At 70.0% G+C, this 13,711-nt stretch carries 5 protein-coding genes and 1 tRNA gene; 1 reads left to right on the plus strand and 5 read right to left on the minus strand.

The window, feature by feature from the left end; genetic code table 11:
* Positions 1–288: 288 nt before the first annotated feature.
* From SZN_RS04165 to SZN_RS04175, 3 genes are all read right to left on the minus strand, one after another.
* Complete coding sequence (locus SZN_RS04165) at positions 289–3,045, minus strand: FtsK/SpoIIIE family DNA translocase (RefSeq protein ID WP_043728033.1); 2,757 nt, start codon at positions 3,043–3,045, stop codon at positions 289–291.
* Positions 3,046–3,194: 149 nt separating this feature from the next.
* Entirely contained in the window at positions 3,195–3,875 is a 681-nt protein-coding gene (locus SZN_RS04170; protein ID WP_007491696.1) for a response regulator, read from the minus strand.
* Positions 3,876–4,119: 244 nt separating this feature from the next.
* Positions 4,120–9,600, minus strand: a complete 5,481-nt coding sequence (locus tag SZN_RS04175) for a HAMP domain-containing protein (protein ID WP_086021331.1) — start codon at positions 9,598–9,600, stop codon at positions 4,120–4,122.
* A gap of 378 nt (positions 9,601–9,978) precedes the next feature.
* Between SZN_RS04175 and SZN_RS04180 the strand changes: the two genes are divergently transcribed.
* Positions 9,979–12,723 carry a SpoIIE family protein phosphatase gene (locus SZN_RS04180; RefSeq protein ID WP_007491698.1) on the plus strand — a complete coding sequence of 915 codons (2,745 nt, stop codon included), beginning with the start codon at positions 9,979–9,981 and terminating at the stop codon, positions 12,721–12,723.
* A 58-nt stretch (positions 12,724–12,781) separates the two neighbouring features.
* Here SZN_RS04180 and SZN_RS04185 read toward each other — a convergent pair.
* Positions 12,782–12,857, minus strand: a tRNA-Thr gene (locus SZN_RS04185).
* A gap of 74 nt (positions 12,858–12,931) precedes the next feature.
* Positions 12,932–13,594, minus strand: a complete 663-nt coding sequence (locus SZN_RS04190) for a DegT/DnrJ/EryC1/StrS family aminotransferase (protein WP_007491700.1) — start codon at positions 13,592–13,594, stop codon at positions 12,932–12,934.
* Positions 13,595–13,711: the final 117 nt, after the last annotated feature.

Here is a 13,711-nt window from a genome sequence, read left to right on the forward strand (position 1 = left end):
AGCCACCTGTGCTGGAGGTTCAGTCTAGGGGGGTGACGAAAGAGCGGGGCAACCGGACGGCGGGACTTTGTACGCCATCGGTATGGCCGGACACACCGATGGTCGGGCGCGAGTTGCCGCTTCCCTCAACTTGACGTACGCCGAGGGGGAACGGTTGCTCAATGATCGCTCACGGGTGGGTCACGATCGGACATCGGCCCCTCGCCCACCCACCCGTACGGCGGCCATTGATCTCGCTTTGCCGCCGCCGTCGTCTTCACGCCTTCCGGCCCGCGGGCACCGGCGCTTTCAAGCCTCCCCGCGGATCACCGCGAGCACGCCGTCCAGCTCGTCCGCCTTCACCAGGACGTCACGCGCCTTGGAGCCCTCGCTGGGTCCGACGACCCCGCGCGACTCCATGAGGTCCATCAGACGGCCCGCCTTGGCGAACCCGACGCGCAGCTTGCGCTGGAGCATCGACGTCGACCCGAACTGCGTGGACACCACCAGTTCCGCCGCCTGGCAGAGCAGGTCGAGGTCGTCGCCGATCTCCTCGTCGATCTCCTTCTTCTGCTTGGTCCCGACGACGACGTCGTCCCGGAAGACGGGCGCCATCTGGTCCTTGCAGTGCTGGACGACGGCCGCGACCTCGTCCTCGGTGACGAACGCGCCCTGCATACGCGTCGGCTTGTTCGCGCCCATGGGCAGGAACAGCCCGTCGCCCTTGCCGATGAGCTTCTCGGCGCCGGGCTGGTCGAGGATGACGCGCGAGTCGGCGAGCGAGGAGGTGGCGAACGCGAGCCTGGAGGGCACGTTCGCCTTGATGAGGCCGGTGACCACGTCGACCGAGGGGCGCTGGGTGGCCAGCACCAGATGGATGCCGGCGGCACGCGCGAGCTGGGTGATGCGCACGATGGCGTCCTCGACGTCCCGCGGCGCCACCATCATCAGGTCGGCGAGCTCGTCGACGATGACGAGCAGGTACGGGTAGGGCTGCAGCTCGCGCTCGCTGCCCTCCGGGGCCTTCACCTTGCCGTTGCGGACGGCCGCGTTGAAGTCGTCGATGTGCCGGTAGCCGTAGGCGGCGAGGTCGTCGTAGCGCAGGTCCATCTCGCGTACGACCCACTGGAGGGCCTCGGCGGCCCGCTTGGGGTTGGTGATGATCGGCGTGATCAGGTGCGGGACGCCCTCGTAGGCGGTCAGCTCCACGCGCTTGGGGTCGACCAGGACCATGCGCACGTCCTCGGGGGTCGCCCGCATCAGGATCGAGGTGATCAGGCAGTTGATGCAGGACGACTTGCCGGATCCGGTGGCGCCGGCGACCAGCACATGGGGCATCTTCGCGATGTTGGCCATCACGTAGCCGCCCTCGACGTCCTTGCCGAGCGCGACCAGCATCGGGTGGTCGTCCTCCGCGGCGGCCGCCAGGCGCAGCACGTCGCCGAGGTTGACCATCTCGCGGTCGGTGTTGGGGATCTCGATGCCGACCGCGGACTTGCCGGGGATCGGGCTGATGATCCGTACGTCCGGGCTGGCGACGGCGTAGGCGATGTTCTTGGTCAGCGCGGTGATCCGCTCGACCTTCACCGCGGGCCCGAGCTCGACCTCGTAGCGCGTGACCGTCGGCCCGCGCGTGAAGCCGGTGACGCGGGCGTCGACCTTGAACTCGGTGAAGACCTGCGTGAGCGAGTCGACGATGGCGTCGTTGGCGGCGCTGCGCGACTTGCCGGGACCGCCGCGTTCGAGGAGGTCGAGCGAGGGCAGCGCGTAGGTGACGTCGCCGGAGAGCTGGAGCTGCTCGGCGCGCGGCGGCAGGTCGCGGGTCTGCTCGGGCGCCTCCTTGGTGAGGTCCGGCACCTCGGCCTTGGTCAGGTCGGGTACGCCCGCCGCGGGTCCGGCCTTGGGGAGCTTCTCCTGCCTGGGCCGCGCCGCCGGGACCGGTGTGGGCACCGGGGTGGTCTCCTCGCGGTCGCCGACACTGACGCCCTGGGTGAGGTCGGCGACGATCGGCGAGGGCGGCATCCCGTGCAGGACGGCGCCGTCGAGCGCCGCGGCGGCCGCCGCGGCGACGTCCACAGCGTCCAGGGGACGGTCCGTCTCGGGCTGCGGCACCGCGGAACGCCTCGGGCGGCCGCGACGCCGCGAGAGGGCCTCCTGCTCGGCGCCGTCGGGGTCGTAGGGCTCACGCGCCGGAGCGCGCTTGCGGCCGCGCGCCGCGGGCAGTGCCTCGCGCCACTGGTCGTCGTAGCGCTCGTCGTCGTCCGCGTACGCGTCCTCGTCGTCCTCGGGGTCGGGCAGGATGCCGAGTCTGACGCCGAGCAGCCGCAGCCGCTGCGGGATGGCGTTGACGGGGGTCGCGGTGACCACCAGCAGGCCGAACACGGTGAGCAGCACGAGCATCGGAACGGCGAGGACCTCGCCCATGGTGTACGTCAGCGGGGTCGCCGCTCCCCAGCCGATCAGCCCGCCGGCGTCCCTTATGGCCTGCATCCCGTCGCTGCGGGCGGGCGCGCCGACGGCGATGTGGACCTGGCCGAGCACGCCGATGACGAGCGCGGACAGGCCGATGACGATGCGTCCGTTGGCCTCGGGCTTCTCGGGGTGCCGGATGAAGCGCACACCGACGAGGGCGAACAGGATCGGCACCAGGAGGTCGAGCCGGCCGAAGGCGCCGGTCACGATGATCTCGACCAGGTCGCCGACCGGGCCGCGCAGATTGGACCAGGTGCCGGCGGCGACGATCAGCGCGAGGCCGAGCAGCAGCAGCGCCACGCCGTCCTTGCGGTGGGCGGGGTCGAGGTTCTTCGCACCCTGTCCTATGCCGCGGAACACCGCGCCGACGGCGTGCGCGAGGCCGAGCCAGACGGCGCGGACGAGCCGGTACACGCCCCCGGTGGGGCTGGGTGCCGGCTTGGGCGGGGGCGCGCTCTTCCTCGCCGCGGGCTTCTTGGCCGGCGCCTTCTTCGCGGGGGCTTTCTTGGCGGCGGCCTTCTTCGCCGGAGCCTTCGCCGAAGCGGCCGCCTTCTTCGCGGGCGGCTTCTTGGCTGCGGGGGAACGTGAGGCCATGGAGGTGAGGTTACCGGGGGAGGCGACAGTGGACACGTGTGCTCACTGCTTCACCCGTTCGTGTCGCCCTGCCCGGGACGGTGAACTGACACGGATTCACACACCGGACATAGCGGAACACGGAGCCGTCAACCGGAGCCGTCATGGCGTCAGTTCTGCGAGGACACCGGGGAGGTGCTGCCGGTGCCCGGTTCGAGCGCGTCCAGCGCCCGCCGCAATCCGGTGAGTTTGCGTTCGAGATGGGCCGCGGTGGCCACCGCGGCGGCGTCCGCCGAGTCGTCGTCGAGCTGCTTCGACAGCGCCTCCGCCTGCTCCTCGACCGCCGCGAGCCGCGCCGACAGCTCGGCCAGCAGTCCGGCAGGCTCCTTCGCGTCGGCTCCCGCCGCCTTGCCGCCGCCCTCCAACTGGAGCCGCAGCAGGGCCGCCTGCTCGCGCAGTTGGCAGTTCTTCATGTACAGCTCGACGAACACCGAGACCTTCGCCCGCAGCACCCACGGGTCGAACGGCTTGGAGATGTAGTCCACCGCGCCCGCCGCGTACCCGCGGAAGGTGTGGTGCGGGCCGTGGTTGATCGCGGTGAGGAAGATGATCGGGATGTCCCGGGTCCGTTCCCGCCGCTTGATGTGCGCGGCGGTTTCGAAACCGTCCATTCCCGGCATCTGGACGTCCAGCAGAATGACCGCGAAGTCGTCCGTCAGCAGTGCTTTGAGCGCTTCCTCCCCGGACGATGCCCGCACCAGGGTCTGGTCCAGCGCGGAGAGGATCGCCTCCAGCGCCAGCAGATTCTCCGGCCGGTCATCGACCAGGAGGATCTTGGCCTTCTGCACCATGGCCCGCCCTCCTCGTCCCGGCAGTGCACCGGGCTCCGCCCCAGGGGACGACTCCCTAACGCCGCCCGTCCTCGTGCCGGTCATGGTAGCCGCACCCCGCCTGTCGCCACACCCTGTCACCGCGATGTCACTGTGCACGTAGCGGAAACGCGGCGAGAGAACAGAAGGTTCCCCGGATCCCGCACTTCTACACGGCTTCGCGCACACTCCGTCAGCAACATCCGGTGAACGCTGTCCGTTTCTGTCACTGCTCCCTCATCCACTGGTCCATCACGGCCAGCAGATGATCGGGGTCGACCGGCTTGGTGACGTAGTCGGACGCCCCCGACTCGATCGCCTTCTCACGGTCGCCCTTCATGGCCTTCGCCGTCAACGCGATGATCGGCAGCCCGGCGAACTGCGGCATCCTGCGGATCGCCGTCGTCGTCGCATAACCGTCCATCTCCGGCATCATGATGTCCATCAGGACGACCGCCACGTCGTCGTGCTGCTCCAGCACCTCGATGCCCTCACGGCCGTTCTCCGCGTACAGCACGGACAGCCCGTGCTGCTCCAGCACGCTGGTCAGCGCGAAGACGTTGCGGATGTCGTCGTCCACGATGAGCACCTTCTCCCCGCTGAAGCGGATGCCCCGCATCGACCTCGGCGCCGGCTCCTGCTCGCCGAGCGGCGACCACTGCTCCTGGGAGGCCGGCCGCTGCTCCAGCTCGGAGGCGGCCCGGCGGCGGCGCCGGAAGAGGGCGGCCGCCCCGTTCTGTGTCTCGCGGTACGACCTGACCTCCGCCGGCGTCTCGACCTCCACGTCGGCGGGCTCGGCCAGTTCCGCCGCCGAGGCCACGAGGTCGCCCGCGTCCAGCGCGGGCAACTGCTGCTGGTAGCCGTGCGGAGGCAGTTCACTGGGGTGCAGCGGCAAATACAGCGTGAACGTCGAGCCGCGCCCCGGCTCGCTCTGCGCGTGGATCTCCCCGCCGAGCAGCTGCGCGATCTCCCGCGAGATGGACAGCCCCAGACCCGTACCGCCGTACTTGCGGCTGGTCGTGCCGTCGGCCTGCTTGAACGCCTCGAAGATCACCCGCATCTTGCTGGCCGCGATCCCGATGCCGGTGTCGGTCACGGAGAACGCGATCAGCGGCGCGCCCGCCTCGGCCAGCGAACCGGCCTCCAGCAGCTGCTCCCTGATCGTCTGCGGCACGTCCGTGCCGGCGGGCCGGATGACGAGCTCGACCGAACCGGAGTCGGTGAACTTCACCGCGTTCGACAGCAGGTTGCGCAGCACCTGCAGGAGGCGCTGCTCGTCCGTGTGCAGGGTGGCGGGCAGTTCCGGGGAGACCCGCACCGACAGGTCCAGGCCCTTCTCCGCGGTCAGCGGCCGGAACGTGGCCTCCACGTAGTCCACGAGCTGGACCAGCGCGATCCGGGTCGGCGAGACGTCCATCTTGCCCGCCTCGACCTTCGACAGGTCCAGGATGTCGTTGATCAGCTGCAGCAGGTCGGAGCCCGCGCCGTGGATGGTCTCGGCGAACTCGACCTGCTTGGGCGAGAGATTGCCCTCGGCGTTGTCCGCGAGCAGCTTGGCGAGGATCAGCAGCGAGTTCAGCGGCGTACGCAGCTCGTGCGACATGTTGGCCAGGAACTCGCTCTTGTAGCGCATCGACACCGCGAGCTGCTCGGCGCGCTCCTCCAGGACCTGGCGTGCCTCCTCGATCTCGGTGTTCTTCACCTCGATGTCGCGGTTCTGCTGGGCCAGCAGCTCGGCCTTCTCCTCCAGCTCGGCGTTGGACGCCTGGAGGGCCTTCTGCCGGTTCTCCAACTCCTCCGAGCGGTCCCGCAGTTGCTCGGTCAGCTCCTGCGACTGCTTCAGCAGCACCTCTGTCTTGGTGTTGACCGAGATCGTGTTGACGCTGGTCGCGATCATCTCCGCGATCTGGTTGAGGAAGTCCTTCTGGATCTGCGTGAACGGCGTGAACGACGCCAGCTCGATCACGCCGAGCACCTTCCCCTCGAACAGCACCGGCAGGACGATCACCTGCGCCGGCGGCGCCTCACCGAGACCCGAGGAGATCTTCAGATAGCCGCTGGGCGCGTTCTCCACGAGGATCGTGCGCTTCTCCAGCGCGGCGGTCCCGATCAGCCCCTCCCCCGGGCTGAACGAGGTCGGCATGGACCCCATCGAGTAGGCGTACGACCCCAGCATCCGCAGCTCGTACCGGTCCTCGCCCTCGGCTCCCACGTCCTTGCCGTCGACCATCCGCGGCATCGCCAGGAAGAACGCGCCGTGCTGCGCCGAGACGACCGGGGTCAGCTCGCTCATGATCAGCGAGGCGACGTCCGCCAGGTCCCGGCGGCCCTGCATCAGCGCCGAGATCCGGGCCAGGTTGCCCTTGAGCCAGTCCTGCTCCTTGTTGGCGATCGTGGTGTCGCGCAGGTTGGCGATCATCTTGTTGATGTAGTCCTGGAGTTCCTGGATCTCGCCGGAGGCGTCGACGTCGATCTTCAGGTTCAGGTCGCCGCGGGTCACCGCGGTCGCCACGCGCGCGATGGCCCGCACCTGCCGGGTGAGGTTCCCGGCCATCTCGTTCACGGACTCGGTGAGGTCGCGCCAGGTGCCGTCGACGTCACGCACGCGTGCCTGGCCGCCGAGCTGCCCCTCGGTGCCCACCTCGCGGGCCACCCGGGTGACCTCCTCGGCGAAGGACGACAGCTGGTCGACCATCGTGTTGATCGTCGTCTTCAGCTCCAGGATCTCGCCCCGGGCGTCGATGTCGATCTTCTTCGTCAGGTCGCCCTTGGCGATGGCGGTGGTGACCATGGCGATGTTGCGCACCTGGCCGGTCAGGTTGGACGCCATCTGGTTCACGGACTCGGTGAGGTCCTTCCAGGTGCCCGCCACACCCGGGACATGCGCCTGACCGCCCAGGATGCCGTCCGTGCCCACCTCGCGGGCCACCTTGGTGACCTGGTCGGCGAACGAACTCAGCGTCTTCACCATGGTGTTGAAGGTGTCGGCCAGCTGAGCGACCTCACCGCGCGCCTCGATCGTCACCGTGCGCGTCAGGTCGCCGTTGGCGACGGCCGCGGCCACCTGGGAGATGTTCCGCACCTGCATGGTCAGGTTCTTGGCCATCAGGTTCACATTGCCGCTGAGGTCCTTCCAGATGCCCGTGACACCCGGAACGTGCGCCTGACCGCCCAGGATGCCCTCGGTGCCCACCTCACGGGCCACCCTGGTCACCTGCTCGGCGAACGACGACAGCTGGTCGACCATCGTGTTGACCGTCGTGACCAGCTCGAGGATCTCGCCCTTGGCGTCGACGGTGATCTTCTTCGACAGGTCGCCCTTGGCGACCGCGGTCGTGACCTCGGCGATCTGGCGCACCTGGATGGTCAGGTTGTTCGCCATGAAGTTCACGGACTGCGTGAGGTCCTTCCAGGTGCCGGAGACCCCCTGCACCTCGGCCTGGCCGCCGAGCTGGCCCTCCGTGCCGACCTCGCGGGCGACCCTGGTGACCTCCTCCGCGAACGACGACAGCTGGTCCACCATCGTGTTCAGCGTGTTCTTGAGCTCCAGGATCTCCCCGCGCGCGTCCACGGTGATCTTCTGCGACAGGTCACCGCGGGCCACCGCCGTCGCGACCTGCGCGATGTTGCGTACCTGCGCCGTCAGGTTGCCTGCCATGCCGTTCACGGAGTCCGTCAGGTCGCGCCACACACCGGCGACGCCCGGCACCTGCGCCTGCCCGCCCAGCCGGCCCTCGGTGCCCACCTCGCGGGCCACCCGCGTCACCTGCTCGGCGAACCCGGAGAGCTGGTCGACCATCGTGTTGATGGTGTTCTTCAGCTCCAGGATCTCCCCGCGCGCGTCCACGTCGATCTTCTGCGACAGGTCACCCTGCGCCACCGCCGTGGTCACCTGGGCGATCTGCCGGACCTGGGACGTCAGGTTTCCGGCCATGAAGTTGACGGAGTCGGTGAGCTCCTTCCACGTACCGGACACACCCGGTACGACGGCCTGACCGCCGAGCCGGCCCTCGGTGCCCACGTCCCGGGCCATCCGCGTGACCTGGTCGGCGAACGAGGACAACTGGTCCACCATCGTGTTCACGGTGTTCTTCAGCTGGAGCATCTCGCCCGAGACGTCCACCGTGACCTTCTGCGACAGGTCGCCGTTGGCCACCGCCGTGGTGACCTGAGCGATGTTCCTCACCTGTCCGGTGAGATTCCGGAACGCCGTGTTGACGGAGTCCGTCAGGTCCTTCCACGTCCCCGCGGCCCCCGGCACCTGCGCCTGGCCGCCCAGCTCACCCTCGACACCCACTTCACGGGCGACCCGGGTGACCTCGCTGCCGAACGACGACAGCTGGTCCACCATCCCGTTGACGGTGTTCTTCAGCTCCAGCATCTCGCCGGCCACGTCGACCGTGACCTTCTGCGACAGATCACCACTGGCCACCGCCGTCGTCACCGCGGCGATGTCGCGCACCTGCACCGTCAGGTTCCGGAACACCGTGTTCACGGAGTCCGTCAGATCCTTCCAGGTGCCCGCCGCGCCCGGCACGTTCGCCTGGCCGCCCAGCCGCCCCTCGGCACCGACCTCGTTGGCCACGCGCGTGACCTCGTCCGCGAAGATCCGCAGCGTCTCGGTCATCTGGTTGATCGTGTCCGCGAGCTGGGCGACCTCGCCCCGCGCCGACACGGTCACCTTCTGCGACAGGTCACCGTTGGCGACCGCGGTCGTCACCTGCGAGATACCGCGCACCTGGGCCGTCAGGTTGCCGGCCATCAGGTTCACCGAATCGGTGAGGTCCTTCCACACGCCTGCCACACCCGGCACCTGGGCCTGGCCGCCCAGCTCACCCTCGGTGCCCACCTCGCGCGCGACGCGCGTCACCTCGGAGGAGAACGACGACAGCTGGTCCACCATCGTGTTGACGGTGTTCTTCAGCTGCAGCATCTCGCCGGCCACCTGGACGGTGACCTTCCGCGACAGGTCTCCCTTGGCCACGGCCGTCGTCACCAGCGCGATGTCGCGCACCTGCGCCGTCAGCCGGTACGCCATCGTGTTGACTGAGTCCGTCAGGTCCTTCCACGACCCGGACATGCCACGCACGCGTGCCTGCCCGCCGAGCTTGCCCTCGGTCCCCACCTCGCTGGCCACGCGCGTGACCTCGTCGGTGAACGTCGAGAGCTGGTCGACGAGGTTGTTCACGGTCCGGCCGACCTTGAGGAACTCCCCCCGCAGCGGATGCCCCGCCCCGTCCTGGGCCTGCGTCCGCAGCTCCATGCGCGGCGACAGGTCGCCCTCGGCCACCGCCGTCAGCACCCGGCCGACCTCGGAGACCGGCCGTACGAGATCGTCGACCAGGGCGTTGGAGTGGTCGACGGCGCTGGCCCAGGAGCCCTCGCACGCGCCCGTCTCCAGCCGCTCCGTGAGCTTGCCCTCACGCCCGACCACGCGCCGCACCCGCGACAGCTCACCCGTGAGATGGAGGTTGCGGTCGGCCACCTCGTTGAAGACGGCGGCGATCTCCGACATCACGCCGTCCCCGGACACCGTGAGCCGCTTGCGGAAGTTGCCGTCCCGCATCGACACCAGGGCCGCCATCAGCCGGTTCAGGGCAGCCGTGTCCACCGCGGTGGTCCCGCCGCGCACCGGGCGCTGATCCTTCGGGGACTGTCCGCCCTTCGCGCGCGTCCTAGTGCTCCGCGCCGCCGCGCCAGACTCCACTGTGTCCCTCCCGCAGGGGTCGACCGTTACTGCTGTGCTCGGGTCCTGCTGCTCCCGCGTACCCGCTACCACCGGGTGGTCCCGCCGGACGCACCGGGCCGCACCACGTGCTGCTGCCCGCGGTGCGCGCATGACACCCAGCCTGCCAGGACCTTCACAAGAAGCCTGCCCAGTGTTTCACCCCGCCTGAACCCGGCCATAACAGTTCGGCAGCTTCGCACATGGTCCGCACACCCTCCGGACGGAAACACTGCAGACCGGCATCCGCGCGGACGGCGAAGGTAAGTAACCTTGCATGCGGCTGTCCAGCCGCGCCGGTCCGTCCGGCCTGGGCGGTGGCAGGAGGAGCACGAGCGGGCAACGGAGGGGCAGCCGGACATGACCACCGGACTGATCCCGGGGGCACCAACCCCGGACGGGCCGACGGGCGGGGGCCTGCCGCACCAGCGGCGGGAGCCGGTCGGCGCCGGAGCCCTGCACGTCGACAACCGGACGAGGAGTTCTGTGATCACCGCGCGCGCGGCAGCCAGCTTCGATCCCGTCGGGCGATCGGTGGCGAGCGCCCGCTCCTTCGTCCGCGACACCCTCCAGGGGTGGGGGTTCGCCGACATCGTCGACGACGCCGTCGTCCTCACCAGCGAACTGGTGACCAACGCCGTCGTGCACGCGGGCACCTCCGCCGACGTTCTGTGTCTGCGCGGTGACGAAGGCGTGCGGATCGAGGTGGCCGACCGCTATCCGGAGCGGGAGATCCCGCTGCAGGGCTCGCCCGTCAACATGGGCAGCCCCGACCGCGAGGGCGGGCGCGGCCTCCAGCTGTGCGCGGCCCTGGCCGGCCGCTGGGGCGTGGAGTACACCCCCACGCACAAGCAGGTCTGGTTCCACCTGGCCCTGCCCGAGCGTCCCGTGGGCACCCGGGCCGCCGGCCCGGCGCTGCCCTCCGACCTCCTGCCGCTCGCCGACAGCCGCGTCCGCGTCGCGGTCGTCCAGATCGACCGCACGGGCGCCGTCTCGTCCTGGAACGAGGACGCCGAGGAACTCTTCGGCTACGCCGCCGAGCAGGTCACCGGCAAGCCCCTCACCGACCTCGCGGCCTGGCCGCACACCCCCGGGACCAGCACCGGCATCGTGGAGGCACTCCAGCTCTCCCGCTGGGAGGGCAGCTACGGCCTGAGGAGCGCCAGCGGCCGCGTCACCCCCGTGTACGCCTCCCACCTCCGCGTCCGCGACACCGGCGGCGAGCCCTCCACGGTCTGCCTCCTGGTCCGCGAGCACGAGCGCGCGGTCCTGCAGACCCCGCTGCGCGTCCCGGCCTCCGACACCGCGTCCGAGACGCAGAGCACCGACCCGTTCGAGGTGTTCATCGGCTCACCGGCCCCGGACGACCTCGACGGCCTCCTCCAGCGCACGGTGGAGCGCGCCCGGGACATGCTGGACGGCGACTCCGCGTTCCTGCTCCTGGCGACCGACGACGAGACCGAGCTGGAGGTCCGGGCCTCCACCGGTCTGCCCTCCGCCCGCCAGCGCTTCGCGCGCGTGCCGGTCGAGGCGGGCCCCGGTCGCTACGGCTCGGCCCGCATGCCGGCCGTCCACGAAGACCTGACCATGGTCCCCGGCGCCGTCCCCCTGCTGCGGGGCACCGGCATGCGCTCGGTCGTCACGGTCCCCCTCAAGGTGGAGGGCCGCCTCACCGGCTCCCTCGGCGTCGCCGCCGAAGCCCCCTCCAGATACTCCAACGAGGAGGCGCTGCGCCTCCAGTTCGCCGCCGACCGCATCGCGCTGGCCGTGGAGTCGGCCCGCCTCGGCGAGCTCGAACGCCTGCGCCGCGGCTCCCTCAGCTTCCTCGTCGAGGCGTCCGACCTCCTCGCGGGCACCCTGGACCGCGACCAGACCCTGGCCCTGATGGCCCAGATGACGGTCCCGACCCTGGCCACCTGGTGCGCCGTCTACACCATCGCCGACCAGGCGTCCGAGCCCTACCTGTCGTACGTCCTGCACGAGGACGAGGAACTCATCGACGGCATCAAGTCGCTGCTCTCCAAGATCGCCCCACCGGACCCGGTGCCGACGCCGGGCGCCCGCGTCTGGTCGGCTCCCGCCGAGTCGGCCCATCAGGCGGCCCTGCGCACCTCGATGCGGAGCCTGGGCCTGGGCGAGCCGGTCGGCCGCGTGAGCGCCGGCATCGGACCCACGCTGGCGACGGCGTCGGCGGTGGGCGGCGAGACGGTCGTCCTGCCGCTGGTCGCCCGCAACCGCGTCATCGGCATGCTCACCCTCGGCAAGCCCACCGACGAGCACTTCCGCCAGGAGATCCTGGAACTCGCCGAAGACCTCTCCCGAAGGGCCGCCCTGGCCCTGGACAACGCGCGCCTGTACTCCGAGCGCACGGCCATCAGCCAGTCCCTCCAGCGCAGCCTCCTGCCGCCCGAGCTCCCCGAGATCGACGGAGTCGAGGTGGAGGTGATCTACCGCGCGGCCGGCGAGGGCAACGAGGTCGGCGGTGACTTCTACGACCTCTTCCCGATCAGCGACGGCGCCTACGGCTTCGCCATCGGCGACGTCTGCGGCACGGGCCCGAACGCCGCCGCGGTCACGGGTCTGGCCCGGCACGCCCTGCGTCTTCTGGCCCGCGAGGGCCTCAGCGGTCCGGCGGTCCTGGAGCGCCTCAACTCGGCCATCCTCGACGAGGGCGCCCGCAGCCGCTTCCTCACCCTCCTCTACGGCGAGATGCGCCCGCAGGAGGACGGCAGCGCCGAGCTCAAGGTGGTGTGCGCCGGGCACCCGCTCCCGCTGCGTCTGCGCCAGGACGGCACGGTCGAGCCGGCCGCCGAGCCCCAGCCGCTCCTCGGCGTCATGGAGGACCTGGAACTCTACGAGCAGACGGTCACCCTCGACCCGGGCGACGTCCTGCTGTGCGTCACGGACGGCGTCACCGAACGCCGCGAAGGCACGCGCATGTTGGGCGACGACGGCCTCAGCGACGTCCTCACCACCTGCACCGGTCTGACGGCGGGCGCCGTCGCCGCCCGCATCATGCGCGCGGTCGAACGCTTTGCCTCCGACGCCCCTTCGGACGACATGGCGATCCTCGCGATGCGCGTGCCGGAGATCCACCAGGACTGAACCGCCCCGGAATCCGGGCACGGAAAAGGCCCCGCCCGATGGGGCGGGGCCTTTCTGCTGGAGCCCCCAAACGGAATCGAACCGTTGACCTTCTCCTTACCATGGAGACGCTCTACCGACTGAGCTATAGGGGCTTGTTGCCCGACGAGGTTTCCCCCGTGGCAACGAAAGAGATCATACCCTGAACGTGCGCACGCTCCCAAACCCGTCAGAAGGCGGGCTGGAGCAGTCCCCCGAGGGCATTGCAGGCAGACACGATCCGCTGCATGTCGCGCTTGGTCAGCGACGCGTCGACCGGCAGAGCCAGCGTCTCGTCGGCGGCCCGCTCGGTCTCCGGCAGCGACACGCACCGACGGAACTCGGGCAGCCGGTGCACGGGCGTCTTCACCGGCACCCGGCACTCGACTCCCCTGGTGCGCACGGCCCGTGCGAAGGCGTCGCGATCCGGGCGCCCATTGCCCGGCACCCGCACGACGTACTGCTGATAGGTGTGCCCGTCACCGCCGTCGGGCGTCCGCACACCCCGCAGCTTGGCGTCCAGGTAGGCGGCCCGCTGCCTGCGCTGGGCGATCTCGTCGTACGGCACCTCGGACTCGCCCTGCTCCAGCACCAACAGCCCGTGCCGCTGCCCGAGTTGATGCAGCCGAGCGATCCCCGCCGACCGTCCGAAGCGGTGTACGGCGACGACAGCCGCCGTACGCGAGGTCACCACCGCTTCCACGGCGTCGGCGTCCAGGCAGTAGGTCACCGGATCTATGTCGGCGAACACCGGCAGCCCTCCGGCCAGGACCACGGCCTCGGCCACCTCGACGTTCCCGAAGGCCGGTACGACAACCTCATCGCCGATCTCGACGCCGGCGGCCCTGAGCATCGCAGCAGTACCCATGGGCAGGATGGTGGTTGCGCCACGTGAACTTCAGATGACGCACAACAAAAAAGGGTTGGACCCGGAACCGAAGTTCCGGGTCCAACCCTTTTCTCAATATTT

Source organism: Streptomyces zinciresistens K42 (genome assembly GCF_000225525.1).
GTDB lineage: Bacteria > Actinomycetota > Actinomycetes > Streptomycetales > Streptomycetaceae > Streptomyces > Streptomyces zinciresistens.

Excerpts from the sequence above, each read along its gene's own strand:
- SZN_RS04165 (WP_043728033.1), bottom strand. The coding sequence starts at position 3,045 with ATGGCCTCACGTTCCCCCGCAGCCAAGAAGCCGCCCGCGAAGAAGGCG.
- SZN_RS04170 (WP_007491696.1), bottom strand. The coding sequence starts at position 3,875 with ATGGTGCAGAAGGCCAAGATCCTCCTGGTCGATGACCGGCCGGAGAAT.
- SZN_RS04180 (WP_007491698.1), top strand. The coding sequence starts at position 9,979 with ATGACCACCGGACTGATCCCGGGGGCACCAACCCCGGACGGGCCGACG.
- SZN_RS04190 (WP_007491700.1), bottom strand. The coding sequence starts at position 13,594 with ATGCTCAGGGCCGCCGGCGTCGAGATCGGCGATGAGGTTGTCGTACCG.